23 protein-coding genes and 2 tRNA genes are annotated in these 22,175 nt (G+C 56.0%); 11 read left to right on the forward strand and 14 right to left on the reverse strand.

Annotated elements, in window-relative coordinates; genetic code table 11:
* Positions 1–370: 370 nt before the first annotated feature.
* The 3 genes from ACEYDX_RS10140 to tpiA all read right to left on the reverse strand — a co-directional run bounded on the left by ACEYDX_RS10140 (position 371) and on the right by tpiA (position 1,617).
* Positions 371–456 (reverse strand) — tRNA-Leu (locus ACEYDX_RS10140).
* A gap of 24 nt (positions 457–480) precedes the next feature.
* Positions 481–834 carry a preprotein translocase subunit SecG gene (gene secG / locus ACEYDX_RS10145; RefSeq protein WP_373741901.1) on the reverse strand — a complete coding sequence of 118 codons (354 nt, stop codon included), beginning with the start codon at positions 832–834 and terminating at the stop codon, positions 481–483.
* A gap of 9 nt (positions 835–843) precedes the next feature.
* Positions 844–1,617: a triose-phosphate isomerase gene (tpiA, locus tag ACEYDX_RS10150; protein ID WP_373741902.1), complete on the reverse strand. Its 774-nt coding sequence runs from the start codon at positions 1,615–1,617 to the stop codon at positions 844–846.
* A gap of 278 nt (positions 1,618–1,895) precedes the next feature.
* Between tpiA and ACEYDX_RS10155 the strand changes: the two genes are divergently transcribed.
* Positions 1,896–2,381, forward strand: a complete 486-nt coding sequence (locus ACEYDX_RS10155) for a GAF domain-containing protein (RefSeq protein ID WP_373741903.1) — start codon at positions 1,896–1,898, stop codon at positions 2,379–2,381.
* Positions 2,382–2,537: 156 nt separating this feature from the next.
* Here ACEYDX_RS10155 and ACEYDX_RS10160 read toward each other — a convergent pair whose 3' ends face one another.
* Positions 2,538–2,969, reverse strand: a complete 432-nt coding sequence (locus ACEYDX_RS10160) for an EamA family transporter (RefSeq protein ID WP_373741904.1) — start codon at positions 2,967–2,969, stop codon at positions 2,538–2,540.
* A 196-nt stretch (positions 2,970–3,165) separates the two neighbouring features.
* Between ACEYDX_RS10160 and ACEYDX_RS10165 the strand changes: the two genes are divergently transcribed.
* The 3 genes from ACEYDX_RS10165 (at position 3,166) to orn (ending at position 6,447) form a co-directional block, all read left to right on the forward strand.
* The gene (locus ACEYDX_RS10165) at positions 3,166–4,842 is read left to right on the forward strand and encodes a formate--tetrahydrofolate ligase (RefSeq protein WP_373741905.1); all 1,677 of its coding nucleotides are present in this window, start codon (positions 3,166–3,168) and stop codon (positions 4,840–4,842) included.
* Positions 4,843–4,941: 99 nt separating this feature from the next.
* On the forward strand, positions 4,942–5,679 hold the full coding sequence (locus ACEYDX_RS10170; protein ID WP_373741906.1) for a Fic family protein: 738 nt from the start codon (positions 4,942–4,944) through the stop codon (positions 5,677–5,679).
* 210 nt (positions 5,680–5,889) lie between these two features.
* Positions 5,890–6,447, forward strand: coding sequence for an oligoribonuclease (gene orn, locus ACEYDX_RS10175; protein WP_373741907.1), 558 nt, complete (start codon positions 5,890–5,892; stop codon positions 6,445–6,447).
* A 269-nt stretch (positions 6,448–6,716) separates the two neighbouring features.
* On the opposite strand, the gene xth is transcribed toward orn, so the two are convergent.
* From xth to lspA, 6 genes are all read right to left on the reverse strand, one after another.
* Complete coding sequence (xth, locus tag ACEYDX_RS10180) at positions 6,717–7,487, reverse strand: exodeoxyribonuclease III (protein ID WP_373741908.1); 771 nt, start codon at positions 7,485–7,487, stop codon at positions 6,717–6,719.
* Between the two features lie 370 nt (positions 7,488–7,857).
* A complete protein-coding gene (locus ACEYDX_RS10185) occupies positions 7,858–8,145 on the reverse strand; it encodes an ArsR/SmtB family transcription factor (RefSeq protein ID WP_373741909.1) in 288 nt (95 codons plus the stop codon).
* Between the two features lie 265 nt (positions 8,146–8,410).
* A complete protein-coding gene (gene wrbA, locus ACEYDX_RS10190) occupies positions 8,411–9,013 on the reverse strand; it encodes an NAD(P)H:quinone oxidoreductase (protein WP_373741910.1) in 603 nt (200 codons plus the stop codon).
* A 219-nt stretch (positions 9,014–9,232) separates the two neighbouring features.
* A tRNA-Asn gene (locus tag ACEYDX_RS10195) sits at positions 9,233–9,308 on the reverse strand.
* A 35-nt stretch (positions 9,309–9,343) separates the two neighbouring features.
* Positions 9,344–10,300 (reverse strand): 4-hydroxy-3-methylbut-2-enyl diphosphate reductase, encoded by a 957-nt coding sequence (ispH, locus tag ACEYDX_RS10200; RefSeq protein ID WP_373741911.1) that lies wholly within the window; start codon positions 10,298–10,300, stop codon positions 9,344–9,346.
* On the reverse strand, positions 10,297–10,818 hold the full coding sequence (gene lspA, locus ACEYDX_RS10205; protein ID WP_373741912.1) for a signal peptidase II: 522 nt from the start codon (positions 10,816–10,818) through the stop codon (positions 10,297–10,299). Before lspA ends, ispH begins: the two co-directional genes overlap by 4 nt.
* A gap of 299 nt (positions 10,819–11,117) precedes the next feature.
* Here lspA and ACEYDX_RS10210 point away from each other — a divergent pair, with 299 nt between their 5' ends.
* Both ACEYDX_RS10210 and ACEYDX_RS10215 read left to right on the forward strand, forming a co-directional pair.
* Entirely contained in the window at positions 11,118–12,650 is a 1,533-nt protein-coding gene (locus ACEYDX_RS10210) for a transferrin-binding protein-like solute binding protein (RefSeq protein ID WP_373741913.1), read from the forward strand.
* A gap of 488 nt (positions 12,651–13,138) precedes the next feature.
* Complete coding sequence (locus tag ACEYDX_RS10215; protein WP_373741914.1) at positions 13,139–14,635, forward strand: surface lipoprotein assembly modifier; 1,497 nt, start codon at positions 13,139–13,141, stop codon at positions 14,633–14,635.
* A 478-nt stretch (positions 14,636–15,113) separates the two neighbouring features.
* Here ACEYDX_RS10215 and ubiB read toward each other — a convergent pair whose 3' ends face one another.
* From ubiB to tsaD, 3 genes are all read right to left on the reverse strand, one after another.
* Positions 15,114–16,625, reverse strand: coding sequence for a ubiquinone biosynthesis regulatory protein kinase UbiB (gene ubiB / locus ACEYDX_RS10220; protein ID WP_373741915.1), 1,512 nt, complete (start codon positions 16,623–16,625; stop codon positions 15,114–15,116).
* A 314-nt stretch (positions 16,626–16,939) separates the two neighbouring features.
* Positions 16,940–17,068: a hypothetical protein gene (locus tag ACEYDX_RS10225; RefSeq protein WP_373741916.1), complete on the reverse strand. Its 129-nt coding sequence runs from the start codon at positions 17,066–17,068 to the stop codon at positions 16,940–16,942.
* Positions 17,069–17,252: 184 nt separating this feature from the next.
* On the reverse strand, positions 17,253–18,317 hold the full coding sequence (tsaD, locus tag ACEYDX_RS10230) for a tRNA (adenosine(37)-N6)-threonylcarbamoyltransferase complex transferase subunit TsaD (protein WP_373741922.1): 1,065 nt from the start codon (positions 18,315–18,317) through the stop codon (positions 17,253–17,255).
* Positions 18,318–18,591: 274 nt separating this feature from the next.
* Here tsaD and ACEYDX_RS10235 point away from each other — a divergent pair, with 274 nt between their 5' ends.
* The 5 genes from ACEYDX_RS10235 to ACEYDX_RS10255 all read left to right on the forward strand — a co-directional run bounded on the left by ACEYDX_RS10235 (position 18,592) and on the right by ACEYDX_RS10255 (position 22,016).
* Positions 18,592–19,035, forward strand: coding sequence for a cell surface protein (locus tag ACEYDX_RS10235; protein WP_373741917.1), 444 nt, complete (start codon positions 18,592–18,594; stop codon positions 19,033–19,035).
* Between the two features lie 49 nt (positions 19,036–19,084).
* The gene (gene gmhB / locus ACEYDX_RS10240) at positions 19,085–19,645 is read left to right on the forward strand and encodes a D-glycero-beta-D-manno-heptose 1,7-bisphosphate 7-phosphatase (RefSeq protein WP_373741918.1); all 561 of its coding nucleotides are present in this window, start codon (positions 19,085–19,087) and stop codon (positions 19,643–19,645) included.
* A gap of 51 nt (positions 19,646–19,696) precedes the next feature.
* Positions 19,697–20,437, forward strand: a complete 741-nt coding sequence (locus ACEYDX_RS10245) for a lysophospholipid acyltransferase family protein (RefSeq protein WP_373741919.1) — start codon at positions 19,697–19,699, stop codon at positions 20,435–20,437.
* A 695-nt stretch (positions 20,438–21,132) separates the two neighbouring features.
* Positions 21,133–21,318: a hypothetical protein gene (locus tag ACEYDX_RS10250; protein WP_373741920.1), complete on the forward strand. Its 186-nt coding sequence runs from the start codon at positions 21,133–21,135 to the stop codon at positions 21,316–21,318.
* Between the two features lie 17 nt (positions 21,319–21,335).
* A complete protein-coding gene (locus ACEYDX_RS10255) occupies positions 21,336–22,016 on the forward strand; it encodes a M48 family metallopeptidase (protein WP_373741921.1) in 681 nt (226 codons plus the stop codon).
* Between the two features lie 80 nt (positions 22,017–22,096).
* On the opposite strand, the gene ACEYDX_RS10260 is transcribed toward ACEYDX_RS10255, so the two are convergent.
* Positions 22,097–22,168, reverse strand: a complete 72-nt coding sequence (locus ACEYDX_RS10260) for a hypothetical protein (protein WP_373741923.1) — start codon at positions 22,166–22,168, stop codon at positions 22,097–22,099.
* Positions 22,169–22,175: the final 7 nt, after the last annotated feature.

A 22,175-nucleotide genomic window follows, 5' to 3' on the forward strand; every position in this document is an offset into this window, starting at 1 on the left:
GTGGAGATGGCGATGCCGAATTCTTTTGCGGCTCTACGAATCGTCCATCCTTGACGGAGTTTTTTGAGCACGAGTTGTTTGAAGTCTTGTGAATAGGCCATGGTGGAATTGTATCGAATAATATGTTTATTTGCTATATATGCTGTCAACACAATATTCCCACGCAGTCAAAAATAATGCGGCAGTTTTCCAGTGGATACTTTTTCCGTACAGTCAGACAGGATACATTGGAAAACCATCGCAAAATGTTGTGATCTAATCAGCATCCTTCGGTTTGTTTTACGGGGTTCGGGTGTTTAGCTGACAGCGGTTATACGGAAATAGATAGACGTAAAAAAACCGCCTGAAATTCAGACGGTTTTTCTTTTGATGGTGCCGACAATGAGACTTGAACTCATACGACCTAGGGTCACTACCCCCTCAAGATAGCGTGTCTACCAATTTCACCATGTCGGCATAAACTTGAATCTGCGTTACCCTTTATTTTTGCGGCTGAGGAGCTGCGGGTGTCGTGCTGTTGGCGGGAGCCTGTTGGGATGTGGCGGGTGCGCTTTGCTGCACATCGCTGAAATCCAAACCGTGGCTGTTTGTATTGGAGTAAATATACACCATCGCCATACAGGTTGCAAAGAAAACGGTGGCTGCGGCGGCTGTGGCGCGGCTGAGAAAGTTGGCGTTGCCTGCCGAACCGAATACGCCTTGTGCACTGCCGGAACCCGAACCGAACGTTGCGCCCGCATCCGCACCTTTGCCGTGCTGGAGCAAGACGAGCACGATAATGGTCAAAGCGGAGATGATGTTCACAATCCAGATAACGGTTTTAAAGGCTTCCATGTCGGTTTCTTAAGCTTCTTGTGCGGCGTTGATGATGGCTGCGAACGACTCGTAAGACAAGGATGCGCCGCCTACCAAAGCTCCGTCCACATAGGGTACGGCGAAGATAGCCGCTGCATTGTTTGCGTTGACGCTTCCGCCGTAAAGGATGCGGATATTAACATCATTGCCGCACAATGACAAGATTTCTTTGTGGATGAAGCCGTGCATGGCGGCGATTTGGTCGGTGGTGGCGACTTTGCCCGTGCCGATGGCCCAAACGGGTTCGTAAGCGACGGCGATGTTTTTCGTGTTCAGTCCTTTGAGAATGGAGAGCTGGTCGGCAATGACTTCCTGTTCCCTGCCTGCTTCGCGCTCTTCGAGACTTTCACCGACGCACAGCAGCGGTATGAGGCCGACGTTGAGTACGTTTTCCATTTTGAGCCGTTGGATTTCGTTTTTTTCGCCGAAATACAGGCTGCGTTCGGAGTGGCCGATGAGGACGATGTCGGTGCCGATGTCGGCAAGCATTTCGGCGGACACTTCGCCGGTGTAGGCACCGTTGTCGGGAAATTTGCTGACGTCTTGGGCGCAGGTCAGGATGCGGTTGTTGAGTACAATCTGCATGGCGTTGTGCAGTTGCAGCAGGTAAACGGTGGGTGCGGCCAGTCCGATGAGTACGCTGTCGACGGTGGGCATCACGCGGAAACGGTGCATGAGTGCGTTGTTGTTTTGCAGACGGCCGTTCATTTTCCAGTTGCCGATAACCCATTTCTGCTGCCACATGGTGTTTTCAGACTGCATATCGGTTTCCATATCTATTACGGTTTGTGTGTTTGGTGTAGCGGGATGTAGTTTAGTGGATGTTCGGGCATCTGGCAATAAGCGCGCCGTGGGAGTGAAGGGTATTGTGAATATCTTAAAAAGCTGTACGGCGTTTTCAGACGGCCTTTTACGGATTAGGGCGGGAAAGCCGTTTTGATATGTTTATATCGAAACGAGAAAACGACGGGCTTGACGCATCTTGTGCAAAAGCCAACAATAAGGCCGTCTGAAATCTGTTTTGAAAGGCCGTCTGAAAAATGTTCGAACTGAATCTGAATGCCGGGGACAAGGCTGCGGTTTATCGGGAAATTCTGCCGCAGATCGAAAGCCTGATTGAGGGGGAGGCCAATCTGACCGCCAATCTGGCCAATACCGCCGCTGTATTGAAACAGGCGTTCGGCTGGTTGTGGGTGGGTTTTTATCTGGTGGATGCCGACGGGCGCGAACTGGTGCTCGGCCCGTTCCAAGGGCCGGCGGCGTGTACGCGGATTCCCTACGGGCGTGGTGTGTGCGGAGACGCTTGGGCGGCGGGGAAAACGCTGGTGGTGGACGATGTGGACAAATATCCCGGCCATATTGCCTGTTCGTCGTTGTCGAAATCGGAAATCGTGGTGCCGCTGTTTGACGGGGCAGGGCGGTGTTTCGGGGTGTTGGATGCCGATGCGGATACGCATTCGGCATTTGATGAAGACGATGCGCGCTATTTGGAAGCGTTGGCGGCCGTTATCGGTAAGGCCGTCTGAAAGTGGGTGAAACGGGTAATTTGAAGAACGGTTTGGCGTGTAAAATGCCGATTTGTGGACTTTCCGGCTGAACCCAAGGTCAGATAGAGAATGAAGCATCAGGCCGTCTGAAAAATGTTTTTCAGACGGCCTTGCTGTTTTTGTAGCGGGCGGGTTTCAGCGTTTCAATGCCAGCGTCAATACGCCTGCCGTTACCAGCCCCAAGCCTATCCATTCCTGTTTGCTCGGGTGTTCGTCGAGAAATACCACCGCCATCAGCGCCACCAGCACCAGGCTGAATTTGTCCACGGGCGCAACCTGCGAGGCATTGCCCAGTTGCAGTGCCTTGAAATACGCCAGCCACGATGCGCCGGTGGCCAAGCCGGAGAGAATCAGGAAAATCCAGTTTTTGGCCGTAAAACCGCCGACATTCTGCCATTTGCCGGCATAAGTCAGAAATGCCGCCAAAGCCGCGATGATGACCAGCGTGCGGATAAAGGTGGCGAAATCGGAATCGATGCCCTGCAGGCCTGCTTTGGCGAAGACGGCGGTGAGTGCGGCGAAAAAGGCGGAAGCGAGTGCCCAGTAAAACCAAGTGTGTGCGGTCATGGCGGTTTCCTTTCGTCGGTGGGGGGCGGTTGGTTGCGTAGTGGTGTTTTTCAGACGGCGTCAGGCCGTTTTCGGGCGGTTCGGATAACTCGGAACATGAACCGAATCCATGTTGCGCCGCAATTTTTTCAGATGCGGTTCATTCTCATATAAAGCTATAATACCCCTGTTCCCACCTGTTTCCAAAGGAAATCCCATGAGCTTCAAATCCGACGCCGAAATCGCCCAAGCCGCAACCATGCAGCCGATTGCCCATATTGCCGCCAAGCTCGGCATGGCCGCCGGCCAACTCGAACCCTACGGCCATTACAAAGCCAAAATCAACCCTGCCGATGCGTTCGCACTGCCGAAAAAACAAGGCCGTCTGATTTTGGTAACGGCCATCAACCCCACTCCGGCGGGTGAGGGCAAAACCACGGTAACCATCGGTTTGGCCGACGCGCTGAACTATATCGGCAAACAGGCCGTGATTGCGCTGCGCGAACCGTCGCTCGGCCCCGTGTTCGGCGTGAAGGGTGGCGCGGCAGGCGGCGGCTATTCGCAGGTTTTGCCGATGGAAGACATCAACCTGCACTTCACCGGCGATTTCCACGCCATCGGTGCGGCCAACAACCTTTTGGCGGCCATGCTCGACAACCATATTTATCAGGGCAACGAGCTGAACATCGACCCGAAACGCGTGCTGTGGCGGCGAGTGGTCGATATGAACGACCGCCAGTTGCGCAACATCATCGACGGCATGGGCAAGAGCGTGGACGGCGTGATGCGCCCCGACGGTTTCGACATTACCGTGGCTTCCGAAGTGATGGCCGTGTTCTGTTTGGCCAAGGATATTGTTGATTTGAAAGAACGTTTGGGCAATATTCTCGTGGCCTACGCCAAAGACGGCAGCCCGGTTTACGCGCGCGATTTGAAGGCACACGGCGCGATGGCGGCCTTGCTGAAAGACGCGATTAAGCCGAATTTGGTGCAAACCATCGCCGGCACGCCCGCATTCGTGCACGGCGGCCCGTTCGCCAACATCGCCCACGGCTGCAATTCCGTCATCGCCACCCGTCTGGCCAAACATTTGGGCGACTACGCCGTTACCGAAGCCGGTTTCGGCGCGGATTTGGGCGCGGAAAAATTTTGCGATATCAAATGCCGCTTGGCCGAACTCAAACCCGATGCCGCCGTGGTCGTCGCCACCGTGCGCGCGCTCAAATACAACGGCGGCGTGGAACGCGCCAATCTGGGCGAAGAAAATCTCGACGCGCTGGCCAAAGGCCTGCCCAACCTGTTGAAACACATCGGCAACCTGAAAAACGTGTTCGGCCTGCCCGTGGTCGTCGCACTCAACCGCTTCGTTTCCGACACCGATGCCGAACTCGCCCTGGTTCAGACGGCCTGCGCCGAACACGGCGTAGAAGTTTCGCTGGCCGAAGTGTGGGGCAAAGGCGGCGCAGGCGGCGCGGATTTGGCGCAAAAAGTCGTCAACGCCATCGAAACGCAGGAAAACCGTTTCCAATTCGCCTACGAAACTGACCTGCCGATTAAAGACAAAATCCGCACCATCGCGCAGAAAATCTACGGCGCAGCCGATGTCGAATTCAGCGCGGAAGCCAACGCCGAAATCGCCTCGCTGGAAAAACTCGGCTTGGACAAACTGCCCATCTGCATGGCGAAAACCCAATACTCATTGAGCGACAACGCCAAACTGCTCGGCAAACCCGAAGGCTTCACCGTCAGCGTGCGCGGCATCACCGTATCCGCCGGCGCAGGCTTCATCGTCGCCCTGTGCGGCAACATGATGAAAATGCCCGGCCTGCCGAAAGTGCCTGCGGCGGAGAAGATTGATGTGGATGAGAACGGGGTGATTAGCGGGTTGTTTTAAAAACAGCCTGACTGAAATGAAAGGCCGTCTGAAACAGCATTTGCCTGTTTCAGATGGCCTTTCTATAATAAACACATTCACTATCTAAACCAAACAAGCATGACCATTCTCCAAGAAATCGACACCCTTAAAGCCCGTTTAGCTGCGTTACGTCCGCTCACGCAAGCCGAATTAAAGCGGTTGCGGGACGAATTCATCATCGAGAGCAGCTACAATTCCAACGCGATTGAGGGCAATACCATCACGTTGCGGGAAACGGCGTTGATTCTTAACGACGGCATCACCATCGCCGAAAAGCCCTTGCGCGAGCATTTGGACATCATCGGCTTTAAAGACGCGTTTCAATTTGTGTTTGACACCGTGGCGCAGCAGGAGGTTTTGAGCGAACGCACGATTAAGGATATTCATGCGCTGGTGCTGATGGGGGCGGCGGAACACCGCGGCCGTTACCGCAGCATTCCCGTGCGTATACTCGGTGCGGAAAACGAGCCGGTTGCGCCGCATTTTATCGAAGAAGAAATGCACCGGATGCTGGCCGATTATCAGGAAAAGCTGGCGCAAATCCACCCGATTGCCGCCATCGCCTGGCTGCACCTGCGTTTTGAAAGCATTCATCCCTTTATCGACGGAAACGGGCGTACGGGAAGGTTGTTGCTGAATTTGGAGCTGCTCAAACACGGCTATCTGCCCGTTGACATCAAATTCGCCGACCGCCTGCAATATTACCGCTGTTTCGACGATTTCCACCGAAGCGGCGGCAATCCCGAAATGTTGTGCGGTTTGATTGCCGCTTATGAAAAAGCCGAATTGGAACGCTATATTGCGATTTTGAGTTGAACATAATCCGAAGGCCGTCTGAAAGTAAGGTAGGTTGGGTTGATAAACCCAACATTTCCAAAAAATTGACGGCCTGTCGGGTTTGCAACCCAACCTGCACTTTATTTCCCAAACATAACGATGCCGTCTGAAAACCTGGTTTTCAGACGGCATCGCTTTTATAAATCCTTTATAATACTGCCGTTAAGATTATTCAAAAGGCCGTCTGAAATGCCCCAAAACGCAAACAATCTCTGCTGGCTCGATATGGAAATGACCGGCCTGAACCCCAAGGCCGACAAAATCATCGAAGTGGCGGTGATTATTACCGACCAGGATTTGAACGTGTTGGCGCAGTCGGAAGTGTATGTCGTCCACCAGAGCGACGAGGTTTTGAACGCGATGGACGAGTGGAACACTGCTACCCACGGCCGCACGGGTTTGACCCAACGTGTGCGCGAGTCGCGTTATACGGAGGCGGAAGTCGAGCAGAAACTGCTGGACTTTATGGCCGAGTGGATTCCCGAAAAAGCCACGCCGATGTGCGGCAATTCGGTGCACCAAGACCGCCGCTTTATGGTGAAATACATGCCGCGTTTGGAAGCGTATTTCCACTACCGCAATCTGGACGTTTCGACGCTGAAGGAGCTGGCGAAACGCTGGCATCCGGCGGTGGCGAAAGGCGTGGTGAAACGCGGTTCGCATCAGGCTTTGGACGATATTTTGGAAAGCATCGAGGAAATGCGTTATTACCGCGATACGTTTTTAAAACTGCCCGAGGCCGTCTGAAAAGTGCGGTTGTAACGGAAACTGCGAAATCAAACAGGCAGTAAGGCCGTCTGAAAGTTTTTTCAGACGGCCTTTCGTTTTTTCTCATATGAACCCGTGTCGGCTTATCGGCTTATGGCGGAAGTTGGAGAAACCGGTTTTGCCGGTTGCTTACCAACACAATCCAACCAATTTGATCAATGAGTTGTGCCAACCATCTGAATCAATATCCGACAAACAAAAGGCCGTCTGAACAACATTTCAGACGGCCTTTGGCATGGTGTTGCCGGTTACAAATCAAATTCGGCCCATACGGGCGCGTGGTCGCTGGGGCGTTCCAGCGCACGGGTCTCCAAATCTACTTGAACGTCTTTCAACACGGCGGACAGGGCAGGGGAAATCAGCAGGTGGTCGATGCGCAGACCCAAGCCGCGCTGGAACATCGCGCCGCGGTAGTCGAACCATGTGTAAAACGCGCCTTCGGGGTGGATTTGGCGCAGGCTGTCGGTCAGCCCCAAATCGAGCAGGTTTTTGAACCATTCGCGTTCGACGGACGAGCAATGGATTTGTTCGCGCCATTTCTCGGGGTCGTAGCAGTCGGCGTCGGCAGGGGCGATGTTGAAATCGCCGAGCAGAACGAGTTTTTCATGGCGGGCAAGTTCGCTGCGCACAAATTCGGTGAGCGCGGCAAACCATTCTTTTTTATATTGGAATTTCGGGCTGTCGAGTGCTTCGCCGTTGACGCAGTACACGTTGATGACGCGCACGCCGCCCACGGTGGCGGCGATGACGCGCCGCTGAGGATCGTCGGGCAGGGCGGGCAGGCCGGTGTGGACATCTTCAATCGGAAGGCGGCTGATGATGGCGACGCCGTTATAGGTTTTTTGGCCGCTCCATGCGGTTTGCCAGCCCATCATTTGCAGCGCGGCGGCGGGGAATTTGTCTTGGTCGAGCTTGAGTTCCTGCAGACACAGTACGTCGGGCTGCCGATCGGCCAGCCAGTTTTGCACCTGCGGCAGGCGCACGTTGAGGGAATTGACGTTCCAGGTGGTGATTTTCATGGCGTTCTCTGTGGTGTTCGGGTGTGAGGAAACGGCAAGTTTATCATTGTTTACAGGGCGTGTCGGGTAGGCAGGCGGGCTTTTCAGACGGCCTGCCGTTGTTTGGGATTGGGCATACGGTTGGAATGTATCAAGCCGTATCGGATTGCCTGTCCGAACCGTGGCGGTTTCGGGCTGGGAAAGAACGTCAGGCTTTAACGAAACGGCCAGCCGTAATTTGCGGAATGTGAAGGGCCGTCTGAATTTTTTCAGACGGCCTTCGAGAGCGACGGATAATTTGCGTGAAAAGTGAAGATTTTCATTTCAGACGGCCTTTACGGACAACGGTTTGGCTTGTCCGAAACTGCGCAAAGCCGTGGCCTGATGGTGTTTACGCGACCTGTGTCGGAGCGTTGCGCAACGTTTCGATGGTGTTGAGCATGGCAGTGGCTTCGCTGGAAACCAAGCGGTATTCGAGCACACGGTGGTAGCGGGTAAAGTCCACAATCCCTTCGTTGCGCATTTTGGTCAGGTGTTTGGACACGGTGGAGGCCGACAAATCGGTTTCGTCGGCAAGCTCACTGATGCTGCGGTCGCTGTGGAGCAGCAGCAGCGAGATTTCCATCCGTTCGGGGTGGGAAATGGTTTTGAGAATGGCGGAAAGAGAGGTTTTTTCCATAATTTTCTTTATCTGATAATAAGTTTCAATCAGGTGATAGTAACCCTATTCCTGTTTCGGACATTATTATCCATTCTGCTGCGAATATCAAACGGAACGCCTAAAAATCAGGGTTTGCGGCTTTGCGTCGAATCGGGTGGCGTTTTCAGACGGCGGTTTGTCGGGTTTTCGTTTTCGGGAAAAGGGCGCGAAGGATGATACAGATACGGCAAGGCCGTCTGAAAAAGGTTTAACCCGTTTCAGACGGCCTTGGTGTACGGAGCGTTTAAGCCAGTTTGACGGCCAGTTCCGCCAACCGTTTGCCTTGCGCGAAGGCCAGTTGCTGTTCGTCGGCGGTCAGGGCCGCATTGCCGTTGTGTCCGGCCGTGTGCGATGCGCCGTAGGGCGTGCCGCCGCTTTGGGTATGGCTCAAAGCCGTTTCGGTAAACGGAATGCCGCTGATGATCATGCCGTGGTGCAGCAGCGGCAGCATCATGGTGAGCAGCGTCGATTCCTGTCCGCCGTGCTGGCTGGATGTGCTGGTAAACACGGTGGCGGGTTTGCCGGCCAATTCCGCACCGAGCCATTGCGGGATGGTGCCGTCGATAAAATATTTCACGGCGGCGGCCATGTTGCCGAAACGGGTCGGGCTGCCGAGGGCGAGTCCCGCACAGGTTTTCAAGTCGTCTGCCGTGGCATAGGGTGCGCCGCTGTCGGGAATGTCGCTTTCTACCGCTTCGCTCACGGCGGAAACTTTCGGTACGGTCCGCAAAACGGCTTCGCATCCGGCCACGCTCTCCACGCCTTTGGCGATTTCGAGCGCCAAGTTGCGGGTGCTGCCGTTTTGGCTGTAATAGAGAACCAGGATTTTCAGGTTTTTTGCATTCATGAAGGTGCCTTTCATACGGATTTTCAGACGGCCATGATAGCAGAAACGGCGGCAAAGGCCGTCTGAAATCCGTATTTGGGTAAGGAGGAGTTTGTTGCATCGAAAATTGTATTTAAAGCACCGTTATAAATGCAGGATGCCTGAAACCAAAAAACCATGTCCGAACAAAACGCAAACGGAAAAACGCCCCGAATCATCAAGATTCAGGGCGTTGGTATTTGGCTCCCCGACCTGGGCTCGAACCAGGGACCTGCGGATTAACAGTCCGTCGCTCTACCGACTGAGCTATCGGGGAAAGAAACGCAATACTAAAGCAGAAAATTTACTGTGTCAAGATTTGTTTGCAGATTGTTCCTTGCGTAACGCTTTGGGCAGCACGAAAACGATGCTTTCTTCCGTGCCTTCGCTTTCGCTCACTGTTTCGTGTCCCCAATTTTTAATGGTTTCAATCACTTCCTGCACCAATACTTCAGGAGCGGATGCGCCGGCGGTAATGCCGACTTTGGTTTTTCCTGCAAACCATTCCTGTTGCAGATAGCCTGCATTGTCCACCATATAGGCATCCACGCCGCGTACGGAAGCGACTTCGCGCAGGCGGTTGCTGTTGGAAGAATTGGGCGAGCCGACCACAATGATGATGTCGCATTCTTCCGCCAAATCCTTGACGGCTTTTTGGCGGTTGGTGGTGGCGTAGCAGATGTCTTCTTTGTGCGGGTTTTTGATATTGGGAAAACGGGCGTTCAATACGGCGATGATGTCCTTCGTTTCGTCTACCGACAGCGTGGTCTGGCTCACATAAGCCAATTTGTCGGGATTGTCGGGAACCACCGCTTCCGCATCGGCCACCGTTTCCACCAGCAGCATTTTGCCTGCGGGAAGCTGGCCCATCGTGCCTTCCACTTCCACATGGCCTTTGTGGCCGATCATGATGATTTGGTAGCCCTGCTCGTCGAGACGCGCCACTTCTTTGTGTACTTTCGTAACCAGCGGGCAGGTGGCGTCAAACACCTGAAACCCGCGCTCGGCGGCTTCGGCCTGCACCGCCTTGGATACGCCGTGTGCCGAATAAACCAGCGTTGCCCCCGGGGGAACATCCGCCAGATCATCAATAAACACCGCACCCTTTTCGCGCAGGTTATCGACGACAAATTTGTTGTGTACCACTTCGTGGCGCACATACACCGGCGCGCCGAATTCTTCCAGCGCGCGTTCGACAATGCTGATGGCTCTGTCCACGCCCGCGCAGAAGCCGCGCGGATTGGCCAAAACGATGGTTTTCCGAGTCATAAGGTTCTTTCGTTTTCAGACGGCGTATGCTTGTCTGCCGGCTTTTTCTGTTTCAAACCGTCGAGTACCAGCAGCACCGCGCCCACGCAGATGAAACTGTCGGCAATATTGAATGCGGGGTAAAACCAGTCTTTCCAGTAAAGCAGCAGAAAATCCACCACATGACCGTAGAGCAGGCGGTCGATAACATTGCCGAACGCCCCGCCGATAATCATCGCCGCACCGATTTTGCCCCATTTGCCGAAGCCGTCGCGCATGATTTCGCGCCCCAGATAAGCGCTGATGACCACCGCCAGCCCCAAAAACAGATATTTCTGCCAACCGCCCGCATCCGCCAGAAAACTGAACGCCGCGCCCGTGTTGTACACCAGAGTCAGGTCGAAAAAGTCGGGCACAATATTGCGCCGTTCGGCGAATTGAAACGAATCCAAAACCGCCAGTTTGGTCACTTGGTCGAAGCCGACGGCAAACAGGGCCAGCAGCCAGTAAAACGCTTTGGAAGATTTTTGCGGAGTCATATTTTTTCAGACGGCCTTAAACACAAACCCCGCATTCTACCCGAATCGTTTTCACAAAGGGGCAGGATTTTCAAAACACAGCGTTTCGCCAGCCAAAATAAGGAACAGGCCGTCTGAAAATGCAGTGTGGCTGTTTCCCGACATAAAATCCGCCCGAATCATGCAAAATGGAAAATAAGTTAGTTTGTGTAAACAAAGCCCGTTATAATCACAGCGTTTTATTCCATCAAGATTCGCGCTTGTCTGCCGCAAGGGGGAAACCGCAGGCGGCAGGCGACCACCAACCACAGGGAAACATCATGTCTAAGAAACACCAAATCAAAGCCATCGTTTTGACCGCACTTTGCGCCGCCGTTTTAACCGCCTGCGGTGGTGGCGGTTCTCCTTCCACCGCATCCACCAGCAACGCCATTATCGACAACGCCAAAAGCGCGCGTACTGTCATCGAACAGATTGAAGCCCTGCCTTCCGCAGAAGCCCTTACCGCAGCCGATGTCGCCAAAGTAGCCGCCGCACTCAACGCCTTCAATGCCCTGAACAGCGAGAGCAAAGCACTCGTGGGCAAAGCCAATACCGACAAACTGCAAGGCCTGATTGATGCCGCCAACAAACTGGGCAACACCGCGTCCGGCAATACCGCAGCCGGAAACCCCGCCGCCCCCGCAGCGGGCGAAATCAGCGACAACGCCCCGCTTGCCCCTCTGAACCTGCCCACGCCGCTGCATACCTCTTTCATTTCTTCCGCAACCGCACAGCAAAACAACCCGAACGTACAACTCCGCAATATCGATGCGAAACACGACTTTACCTACAACCAAGGCGGCTTAATCAGCTCGTTGGAATTTAACCAGAATGCCGAAGTGAAATTGGACGGTGTGGTAATTACCAACAATACGGTTGCAGGCGCAGCCACCCAAGTCAACTTTACGACTCCCAGCTCGATGATTGTCAAAGCATTCTCCGGCGGAACTTCCGCAGAAGATGTCAGCAAACAGACAGGTGCGGTTGAAGGTTCAAACTACGCATTCGGCAAAGCCAATTTCGATGCCAAAATCGAAACGCTCTACACCGATTTGGAAGCAGCCAAAAAAGCATTGGCATCTGCCGCAGATGCTGCTGCTCAAGCAGAAGCTCAAGCCAAAGTGGATGAATTGCAGAAATCCTACGACAACTACCGTGCGCTCCGTGAAGCATTGGTCGGCGTTACCAAAGACACAGTCGATTCTTTGGCCTACTTCAAAAAAGACAAAAACGGCTTGGTGTTCGATAAAAAATTCGACGGTGTATATATCGTTCAATTTACAGACGGCACCCGCGTCGTCCTGCATGATTCCGCAGCGGCAGGTTGGACATACCAAACCTTCGCGCACTACATCGATCCGAAAAACGGCGTGATTCACGGCTATCAGAGCTTGGGCGACGAAACCCCGTTCGCTTCCCTGCCGCCCAGCGGCACGGCAACGTATAACGGTCTGTCAACTGCCTATCTGGTTCAGCCGGACGGCACCAAACAGCTGACCAGCGATGTCAAAGCCGTGGCTGATTTTGCGAAAAAAGGCGTCAGCTTCACCACGTCCAATTCGCACTTCCACACCCTGCACAACGGTGTCCGCACCAGCACGGCCGACAACAGCTACAACATGAAAGGTACGGCGGCCTGGTCCAACAGCAACCTGTTTACCGGCAAAGTTACGGCAGGCAACGGCATGAGCGGCGTGTTGAACGGTAAGTTCTACGGTGCCAACGCAGCCGAAATCGGTGGTACTTACAGCCTGAAAAATTCAGACGGCACAGGCCACTTGATCGGCGGCTACGGCGCGAAACGCCAATAATCCCGCCAACTGGAAACCGCCCGTGGACACGCGGGCGGTTTTTACAATAATAGAGAGCCGCAGGTTTCTCCACAGCCGCCATTCCCGCGCAGGCGGGAATCCGGCTAAACGTTCGGAAACAGGTTGCTTCTGCCGAGGATGCCGAAATCAAAACCCGAACGTGCGGAACCGCTTGTTTTTCCGACTGATACTTAACCCCCAACATCTGGATTCCCGCCTGCGCGGGCATGACGGTTTAGAACTTTTCAGACGGCCTGTTTGCGGTTATGGCTGTGTACGGCACGCCGTCTGAAAACGGCATGGTGGACACACTTTAATGGACAAACTTGAATTAAGTACCGTAGGTACGGTTAGCCGTCCGCAGACGGCGTAACCGTACGGAACGCATTCAGACGGCCTGAAATCTCAACAGGATGTACAGCCGCAGTCCCGTCTGTTTTGAAATACATTGCAATTATTTTTAACCAAACACCGCTCAATATAACAATATGAACAAAAACGTCTTACCTTTTATCGCGCTGGCGGCGGCATGGCCGGCGTTTGCGCAAAATCCGCCGCAGGCCGCCGAAGTGCGCCCGCCTGAGCCGGAATTGAAAATCCATGCCGCCGAACCGCAGGTTGCGGCAGAGGAAAAAGTGCCCGAAGTACCGCCTGAAACCAAGCAGGAAAAAGTGCTGACGGTGGATGCGGCGATGCTGGCCGCCCATCCTGAATTGTTGCAGCGGGTAATGTATTCGGCGGTGGTGGCGCAAAACATTGCGGGCATCCGCGCCGTGTTGCCGACATACGAAAAATGGCCGAAACACGACCGATCGTTGGCGAAATTCGCCCGCGGCCTGCTGGCTCAGGCCGACGGGCATTCGGGCAGGGCGGTGGCCCATTATCGGGAGCTGGTTGCGGATACCCCCGATTCGCCTGTGTTGCGGCTTCAATTGGCGCAGGCGCTGTTTGAAGACCGCCAGAACGAAGCGGCCGCCGACCAGTTCGACCGGCTGAGGGGCATGGATTATCCTGCGGCGGTCAAACAGCGCATCGAGCAATACCGCGAGGCTTTGCGCAAACGCGATGCGTGGCAGTTTCAGGCAGGCTTGAGCATCACGCACGAACAGAACATCAACCAAGCGCCGGAGCAGCAGCATTTGGGCAACTATCTGGACGAGCAGGCCTGTATGCTGGCAAGGCAGGTTGATCCTGCCGACGATTGCTGGCGCGGTTGGACGTTCCCCGCGCAAATCGATGCCGCCGCCGTCAACTATCAGGCGGGAACGGAGAAAAAGTTTTCGCTGGATAAAGGCTTTTACGCCACCGCAGGTGCGGATGTTTACGGCAAATACTATCCCGAATATTCCGAATACAACGACACCATCGCGCGCGTTTCCGCAGGCTTCGGCCATGCCGACCAGCGCAGCGACATCGGCATCACGCCCTTTCACGAACGCCGCATCTACGGCAACCGTGCTTACAGCTATACCAACGGCGCGCGCCTGCATTGGAACAAATGGCAGACCCCTCGCCTGCAAACGCTGACCGCGCTGGAGTTGGGCCGTCTGAACAACAGCAGGTACGAACGTTTCGACAGCAACAACCGTCTTGTCAGCGCATCGCTGCTGTTCCAACGCAATCCGCAGCAATACTGGCTCGTTGGAGCCGACCTGTATCAGGAGCGCAACCGCGACGACCGTTCGGAAAGTTTCAACCGCTACAGCCTGCGCGCGGCATGGGGACAGGAATGGCCGAAAGGCATTTCCACCCGCCTGAACCTGAATGCCGCGCAACGCCATCATTATGAACCGAGCCTCCTGTCGGGCGATGCCAAACGCCGAGATAAAGAATTCGGCGCATCGGTCTCGCTGTGGCACCGCGCCCTGCACTACAAAGGCATCACCCCGCGCTTTACCTTTACCCACAACCGCACATGGAGCAACGACAAATATTACGAATACAGCAAAAACAGAGCATTTGTAGAATTGTCGAAAACGTTTTGAACGGATTGGGAAACATGATGAAAGGCCGTCTGAATTTAAGTTTCAGACGGCCTGGATGTTTTACCGATTTCATTCTGCACTCCGTAACCCCGTCATTCCCGCGCAGGCGGGAATCCGGATTTGAATGTCGAGAAACGGTTGTTTTCCTGAAAAATGCCGAAATCCGAATTTGAATGGTTGTGGAAGGATGTTTCTTGAAAATGAACCAAGCTCCGAATCTAAACGGTCGGAACAGGTTGTTTTGCCGACAGCTATCCGAAGCCGGAAACGTCTGGATTCCCGCCTGCGCGGGAATGACGGCGGAGGCGGTATTTTGGATACAGGCAGCCGTTTTCAGACGGCATAGCTGCCAACAGTAACCGAAAGTGGCATTTGAACCGCAGCCTAATGTGGGGATGGGTTAAGAAATACCCCTTCAATGGGACAATATAAGGCCGTCTGAAAAACTTTTCAGACGGCCTTGGCCATACCGCCCGCTTTATTTGAACAACAGCAGCAACACCAAAGCCATGGCGATCACCGCCAGCCACAGGCTTTGCCGCTGTTGGATTTTCACCAGATGAATATACGCGTCGCGCATTTCCTGCTGGCGGGTTTCGTCGACCAACGCGTTGAGTTTGCGCGGCAGCGCGGGCAGGATTTGCGCCCAGTCGGGGGCTTCGTGTTTCAGGCTCTCGAAAAAGGCTTTGGGGCCGACCTGTTCGTTCATCCATTTGGTCAGGAACGGTTTGGCGGTGGCCCACAAATCCAAATCGGGGTCGAGCTGGCGGCCGAGGCCTTCGATGTTGAGCAGGGTTTTTTGCAGCAAAACGAGCTGCGGCTGGATTTCGACGTTGAAGCGGCGGCTGGTTTCAAACAGGCGCATCAGCACCATGCCGAAGGAAATTTCGGAAATCGGTTTGTTGAAAATCGGCTCGCACACCGCGCGCACGGCGGCTTCGAGTTCTTCGGCGCGGGTGTCGGGCGGCACCCAGCCGCTTTCGATGTGGGCGGTGGCGACGCGGTGGTAGTCGCGGTTGAAGAAAGCGAGAAAGTTGATGGCGAGGTAGCGTTTGTCGTAATCGGTCAGGCTGCCGACGATACCGAAATCAAGCGCGATGTAGCGGCCGTCGTCGGCCACGAGGATATTGCCCGGGTGCATGTCGGCGTGGAAAAAGCCGTTGCGGAACACCTGGGTAAAGAAGATTTCCACACCGTAGCGGGAAAGCTGTTTCAAATCAATGCCTTTTTCGCGCAGCGCGGCGATGTCGCCCACGGGCGTGCCGTCCATCCATTCAATCGTGAGCACGTCGCGGCTGCAATAGTCGTAAAACACTTTCGGCACAATCAGCATGTCGCTGCCGGCGAAATTGCGCCCGAGCTGGCTGGCGTTGGCCGCTTCGCGCATCAGGTCGAGTTCGTCGTGCAGGTACTTGTCGAACTCGGCCACCACTTCGCGCGGTTTCAGGCGTTTGCCGTCCGCAAACAGTTTCTCAACGATGCCCGCGCCCAGCCTCATCAAGGCCAAATCCTGCTCGATAACGGGCTGGATGTTCGGCCGCAATACCTTCACCGCCACCGCTTCGCCGCTTTTCAGACGGCCTTTGTGCACCTGCGCCACCGATGCGCTGGCCACGGGTTCGGTTTCGAATTCGGCATACAGTTCGCCAATCGGCCTGCCCAAAGCCGCTTCGATTTGGCGGCGCGACAAATCCGCATCAAACGGCGGAACTTTGTCCTGCAGTTTCGCCAGTTCCGCCGCATACGCAGGCGGAATCAGGTCGGGGCGGGTGGACAAAACCTGCCCGAATTTCACGAAAATCGGCCCGAGTTCTTCCAAAGCCTGCCGCAGGCGCACGGGTACGGGCGTACCCGCGGCGGCATCCGGCCGCGGCACGGCGTTCAGCAGCATACGCAGCCAACCCTGCCGGACATGGGCGGCGGCAGGCTCAATCAGGCCGTGGCGGTAAACGGTGCGGCAGATGGTGCGGATGCGGGTAAACCATTTCATAACGGGCATTTCGGGCAGGGAAAGGGCAGATTATAACGTAGTTTGACAGAGCCGGACGGAACGGCAAAGGCCGTCTGAAATACCCGAATGCCGTCATTCTCATGTAAGGGGAATCCGTGTTCTGCGGCGGCAACTGTTTGGGTGAAAAGCGTTTTTCAGGGGCGGTTGCAGATTTCAGACGGCATTTTTCAGAAGATATTGGAATGTGGACGGTTAAGACGGACGTTGTGTACGGTTACGCCCGCTGTAACGGGCTAACCGTACCTACGGAATATTACGGAATATGTTAGACGGCTTGGTCAATGTAGGTACGGTTAGCCGCCCGAAGCGGCGTAACCGTACGCAAAATATTCGGGGAAGGGTCGTCTGAACGAATGGTTGGTGGAAGCAACTGTTTGGGTGGAAAGCATTTTTCGAGAGTAACCGTCGATTTCAGACGGCATTGGAATGTGGGTGGTTAAAGACGGGCGTTGTGTACGGTTACGCCCGCTGTGGCGGGCTAACCGTACCTACGGAGTATTTAGACGGCTTGGTCAATGTGGGTATGGTTGGTCATCCGAAGCGGCGTAACCGTACGCGGAATATTCGGGCGAAGGCCGTTTAAACGAATGGTTGGACGGATGTTTTTCAGACGGCCTGTTTCACAATCTCCGTCAGCGGCCATCTGGGTTTGACGGTGAAGCCGCCCGTTTCGCGGCGGTTTTCCAGCCGCATTGCGCCGGCGAGTGCAATCATCGCGCCGTTGTCGGTGCAGTATTCGAGCGGGGGGAAATAGACTTTTACGGCTTCGGGCGCGGGTTTCAGACGGTCTTGTTTCGGCGGGCGGACGGTCAGTGCGGTCAGGGTTTCGCGCAGTTTTTTGTTGGCGCCGACGCCGCCGGCCACCACCAGCGTGCGCATGCCGGTGTCGAGCAGGGCTTTGTGCGCTTTGGCGGCGAGCACGTCGACCACGGCGTCTTGGAAGGCGCGGCAGATGTCGTTGCGGACGGGTTCGGGGATACCGCCGTGTTCGGCCTGAACTTTTTCGACGGCGGACAGGACGGCGGTTTTCAGTCCGGAAAAACTCATCTGCAGGTCGTTGGAATGCAGCATGGGACGGGGGAACTCGAACGCGCCTGCGCTGCCCTGTTCCGCCAGTTCGGAGAGTTTCGCACCGCCGGGGTAGGGCAGGCCGAGCAGTTTGGCGGTTTTGTCGAAGGCTTCGCCGGCGGCATCGTCCACGCTTTCGCCCAATAGCGTGTAGTCGCCGATGCCGCGGACGGCCATGAATTGGGTGTGGCCGCCGGATACGAGCAGGGCGATGAAGGGGAACTGCGGTTTGTCGTCGGCGAGCAGGGGCGAGAGCAGGTGGCCTTCGAGGTGGTGGACGGGGATGACGGGTTTGCCCAGCGAGAACGCGAGCGCGTTGGCGTAGGCTGCGCCCGCGAGCAGTGCGCCGCCCAGCCCGGGGCCTTGCGTAAAGGCGACGGCGTCGATGTCGGCATAGCTTTTGCCCGCTTCGCGCAGGCATTCGCGGGTAAGCGGAACCAGGCGGCGGATGTGGTCGCGGCTGGCCAGTTCGGGTACGACGCCGCCGTATTCGGCGTGCATCGCCATTTGGGTGTGCAGTTTGTGGGCGGCGAGGCCGCGTGCGCTGTCGTAGAGTGCCACGCCGGTTTCGTCGCAGGAGGATTCGATGCCGAGTACCAACATATACAGAGGCCGTCTGAAAATGGAAAAGGCGTATTTTAGCGGATTTGTTTTCAGACGGCATGGCTTGGAGCGGTTTTCAGACGGCCTGTCGGGGGATGCCGTCTGAACGCGGGTGAACGCGGGCGGGCAGGCACGGATGAATGTGTCGGAACGGGTATTGCGGCCGTCGGGAACGCTTGTCTGCCAAATTGTTCGCCTGTGTTTTCCGAACGCCGCCCGCAAGCGGCGGCGGGCGGATGCTATAATCGCAGCTTCTCCACCCGAATGTTCCGTTATGTACGACGACGTCCGCTTCCATTTCGACGAAGACTACCCTGCCGAACTGCCCGCCGAAAACGCGGCCACGCACATGGGGATGTTTTGGGCATGGGCCGTATCGCAGGGCCTGGCCAATCCCGTCTGGCAGAGCGCGCCGGAAACCGCTTCCGATTTCGCCGCCATGCAGCAGGGCATCATCACGGGCGCGCAGTTCCTGCTCATCCACATGGGCGGCGCGCTCACGCCCGACGACTTTACCGACACCGGCCGCCGTTTCGCCGATTTTTACTACGACGACAAAGAAGACGGCTACGGCAACTTTATGTCGGATTATGTGTACACGCTCAATACGCCCGAAAACGGCGGTTTCTACGCCGTGCCCGATACCGCCGAAACCTACGCCCGTCTCGCCCCCATTTTTCAGACGGCCTTCGACAACTGGCGGGCCGGCTTGAAATAAGGCCGTCTGAAAACGGCCGTTTCCCGTCCGCATCCAACCCGTTGAACTTATGAAACTGATTATTCTCGACCGCGACGGCGTGCTCAACCACGACCGCGATGACTTTGTGAAATCCGCCGACGAATGGGTACCCATAGAAGGCAGCATGGACGCAGTCGCCCTGCTGACCGAAGCGGGCTGCACCGTGGCCGTTGCCACCAACCAGTCCGGCATCGGCCGCAAATATTTCTCCATGCAGGATTTGACCGAAATGCACGCCAAAATGCACCGTTTGGTGCAGCAGGCCGGCGGCGTAATCGACGGCATCTGGTTCTGCCCGCACACCGCCGCCGACAATTGCGACTGCCGCAAACCCAAGCCCGGTATGGTTCGCGACATTCTGGCGCGATTCAATGCCGATGCCGCCGAAACCTGGCTGGTGGGCGACAGCCTGCGCGATTTGCAGGCCATGGCTGCCGCAGGCGGCAAATCCGCGCTGGTGCTGACCGGGAAGGGCGCAAAAACGCTGGCCGAACACGAAAGCGAACTGCCCGAAGATACGCAGGTTTTCGACAACCTGCTGGCCTTCGCCCAATACATCGTGCAGGACGGCACGCCGTCTGAAAACTGACCGCCCGTCCTCCGTCATTGTCCGTACAACCGTTATGCCCGAAGAAAAACCATGTTCTATATCCGCAACCTGATTTACTGGCTCGTCCTGGTCCTGACCGCCCCGCTGATGTTCTTTATCGGCCTGCCCGCCGCGCTCGTGCCGCAGGGCGCGAACAAAGTCGGCCGCGCATGGGCGCGCACTTTATTGTGGACGCTGAAACACGTCGTCGGCCTGAAATACCGCGTCATCGGCGCGGAAAACATCCCCGCCGAACCGTCGATTATCTGCGCCAAACACCAAAGTGGCTGGGAAACGCTTGCGCTTCAGGAGATTTTTCCGCTGCAAGTGTTTGTGGCGAAAAGGGAACTGTTCAAAATCCCGTTTTTCGGCTGGGGTCTGAAAATCGCCAAAACCATCGGCATCGACCGCAGCAACCGCGCCCAAGCCAACCGCGAACTGATGGAACAGGGTTTGGCGCGCAAAAAAGAAGGCTTTTGGATTGCCATTTTCCCCGAAGGCACGCGCATTCCGCCCGGAGAACGCGGCAAATACAAACAGGGTGCGGCGCGCATGGCGAAAATGTTTGAAATGGACATCGTGCCCGTGGCTTTGAACAGCGGCGAATTCTGGCCGAAAAACTCGTTTTGGAAATACCCGGGCGAAATCACCGTGGTCATCGGCACACCCATCGCCCACGGCAGCGGCGGAGCCGACGCGCTGACGGCGCAATGCGAAAACTGGATTGAAGCCCGCCAGCAGGAAATCGGCGGGGCAGGGCCGTTTGCCGCCAAACGCACCGCCGCGGAATAGCAAAACGTTTTCAGACGGCCTGTCCGTAGCGGGCGACCGTCAGTCCGTAGGGCTGCGCTGTCTGCCGCACTTTCGGATTCGCACATTTATTTTCAGACGGCTTGCGGCACATCAGGCCGTCTGAACATTATCTGGAAAATATGCCGATATTCCCACGCAGGCGGGTATCCATGTTCGGCATCAGGTGTTGTATTGACAATTCTTGTGAATCAATCACTTGTGAATATGAAATACGGATTTACGCCTGCGCGGGAATAACGAAATATTAAGCATCAGCATAATCCAAACGCAGCCAACGTTTTCAGACGGCCTGTCCCGTACCGTGGCGGCAACAGCCTGCCCTGACGGTCGGAACGGCAACCGCATCCGCTTGGCAAAAAGCCATCCGTCCGCAGGCGGTCAGGCAGCGTGCCGTAACCGTCTGCCGCATTGTTCGGATTTGCGCGTACATATTTTTCAGACGGCCTGATGCCGAATCAGGCCGTCTGAAAAATATGTACGGAATATGTGCCGATATGCCCGTGCAGACGGGAATCCGTGCCTGAATCCGGGCTGCACCGCAATGCGGCACAGCCGAAACGGCTGCCTGCCGACGGCCCAGATGACGGTTTTCCCGCACTCCGTTTCGTCGGTACATAACCGGCTCTGCCGCCGCACCCGCCCGAACAATCATCACCAACCGCGCCCCGACCGTTATGGAACACCAACAAGACACCTTGTCCGCCGTTATTTTCGCCCTTGCCGCCCTTGTCGGCGGCGGTTTCTTTTTCAACCGCAGCCTTGCCGCCGACGGCTTCTCCGTTCCCGTGCGTGCCGCGATTCTCTTGGGCGGCGCAGCCGTGATCGTGTACGGCCTGCTGTATTATTTGGGCGAAGTCTGACCTTCCCGCCGCATGCCATGAATTTCTCATACACCCTTTCAGACGGCCAAACCGTTACTGTCCGCCTCACCCGAAACGCTAGAAAAAACATCATCCTGCGCCCGACGGAAGCAAACGGCATCCACATCAGTGTTCCCCCGTTCCTGCGTGACGGGCAGCTCAGGCAATGGCTGGCCGGACACGAACACCTGCTGCGGCAAACTCTGGTCCGCACTCCGCCGCCGCGGGAAGATGTCCGTCCCGAAACCGTCTGGTTCCGCGGCACGCCGCATATTTTGCAGCACCATGCCGCCACCCATATCGCCGTCGCCGCGCCGCACATCCTGCTGCCCGAACAAAGCTGGCCGCAGCAAAAGCAGCACCTGCGCCGCTTCCTGACCGCGCAGGCCGAAAACATCCTGCTGCCGCGTCTGCTGCAACACGCAGGCCGTCTGAACCTGCACCCCGCCGCCGTTGCGCTCAGCAACGCCAAAACGTTTTGGGGCGTGTGCCGCCGCAGCGGTATCCGCCTGAACTGGCGTTTGATAGGCGCGCCCGATGCCGTCATCGACTACGTGTGCGTCCACGAACTCTGCCACATCCCGCACCCCGACCACAGCCCGCGCTTTTGGGCGCTCGTCAACCGCCACACGCCGCACACCGCCGCCGCGAAAGCATGGCTGAAACGGCACGGCAGCGGATTGTTTGCGCTGGATTGAAGCCGTACCGGGAAATGGGACAGGCCGTCTGAAAACCTTTTCAGACGGCCTGTCCCATTTGCAGGTTTATGGTCGATTTGCTAATGAATGCTGCCGAAGCGGCCGCTGTTGAAATCGTTGATGGCTTCGCGGATTTCTTCGGCGGTGTTCATCACAAAC

The sequence above is a fragment of the Neisseria sp. genome (assembly GCF_041804105.1).
Taxonomy (GTDB): Bacteria; Pseudomonadota; Gammaproteobacteria; order Burkholderiales; family Neisseriaceae; genus Neisseria.

What these genes read in the sequence shown, in the direction of transcription:
- secG (WP_373741901.1), bottom strand. Translation starts at nt 834, where the DNA reads ATGGAAGCCTTTAAAACCGTTATCTGGATTGTGAACATCATCTCCGCT.
- tpiA (WP_373741902.1), bottom strand. Translation starts at nt 1,617, where the DNA reads ATGCAGTCTGAAAACACCATGTGGCAGCAGAAATGGGTTATCGGCAAC.
- ACEYDX_RS10155 (WP_373741903.1), top strand. Translation starts at nt 1,896, where the DNA reads ATGTTCGAACTGAATCTGAATGCCGGGGACAAGGCTGCGGTTTATCGG.
- ACEYDX_RS10160 (WP_373741904.1), bottom strand. Translation starts at nt 2,969, where the DNA reads ATGACCGCACACACTTGGTTTTACTGGGCACTCGCTTCCGCCTTTTTC.
- ACEYDX_RS10165 (WP_373741905.1), top strand. Translation starts at nt 3,166, where the DNA reads ATGAGCTTCAAATCCGACGCCGAAATCGCCCAAGCCGCAACCATGCAG.
- ACEYDX_RS10170 (WP_373741906.1), top strand. Translation starts at nt 4,942, where the DNA reads ATGACCATTCTCCAAGAAATCGACACCCTTAAAGCCCGTTTAGCTGCG.
- orn (WP_373741907.1), top strand. Translation starts at nt 5,890, where the DNA reads ATGCCCCAAAACGCAAACAATCTCTGCTGGCTCGATATGGAAATGACC.
- xth (WP_373741908.1), bottom strand. Translation starts at nt 7,487, where the DNA reads ATGAAAATCACCACCTGGAACGTCAATTCCCTCAACGTGCGCCTGCCG.
- ACEYDX_RS10185 (WP_373741909.1), bottom strand. Translation starts at nt 8,145, where the DNA reads ATGGAAAAAACCTCTCTTTCCGCCATTCTCAAAACCATTTCCCACCCC.
- wrbA (WP_373741910.1), bottom strand. Translation starts at nt 9,013, where the DNA reads ATGAATGCAAAAAACCTGAAAATCCTGGTTCTCTATTACAGCCAAAAC.
- ispH (WP_373741911.1), bottom strand. Translation starts at nt 10,300, where the DNA reads ATGACTCGGAAAACCATCGTTTTGGCCAATCCGCGCGGCTTCTGCGCG.
- lspA (WP_373741912.1), bottom strand. Translation starts at nt 10,818, where the DNA reads ATGACTCCGCAAAAATCTTCCAAAGCGTTTTACTGGCTGCTGGCCCTG.
- ACEYDX_RS10210 (WP_373741913.1), top strand. Translation starts at nt 11,118, where the DNA reads ATGTCTAAGAAACACCAAATCAAAGCCATCGTTTTGACCGCACTTTGC.
- ACEYDX_RS10215 (WP_373741914.1), top strand. Translation starts at nt 13,139, where the DNA reads ATGAACAAAAACGTCTTACCTTTTATCGCGCTGGCGGCGGCATGGCCG.
- ubiB (WP_373741915.1), bottom strand. Translation starts at nt 16,625, where the DNA reads ATGAAATGGTTTACCCGCATCCGCACCATCTGCCGCACCGTTTACCGC.
- ACEYDX_RS10225 (WP_373741916.1), bottom strand. Translation starts at nt 17,068, where the DNA reads ATGCCGTCTGAAATCGACGGTTACTCTCGAAAAATGCTTTCCACCCAA.
- tsaD (WP_373741922.1), bottom strand. Translation starts at nt 18,317, where the DNA reads ATGTTGGTACTCGGCATCGAATCCTCCTGCGACGAAACCGGCGTGGCA.
- ACEYDX_RS10235 (WP_373741917.1), top strand. Translation starts at nt 18,592, where the DNA reads ATGTACGACGACGTCCGCTTCCATTTCGACGAAGACTACCCTGCCGAA.
- gmhB (WP_373741918.1), top strand. Translation starts at nt 19,085, where the DNA reads ATGAAACTGATTATTCTCGACCGCGACGGCGTGCTCAACCACGACCGC.
- ACEYDX_RS10245 (WP_373741919.1), top strand. Translation starts at nt 19,697, where the DNA reads ATGTTCTATATCCGCAACCTGATTTACTGGCTCGTCCTGGTCCTGACC.
- ACEYDX_RS10250 (WP_373741920.1), top strand. Translation starts at nt 21,133, where the DNA reads ATGGAACACCAACAAGACACCTTGTCCGCCGTTATTTTCGCCCTTGCC.
- ACEYDX_RS10255 (WP_373741921.1), top strand. Translation starts at nt 21,336, where the DNA reads ATGAATTTCTCATACACCCTTTCAGACGGCCAAACCGTTACTGTCCGC.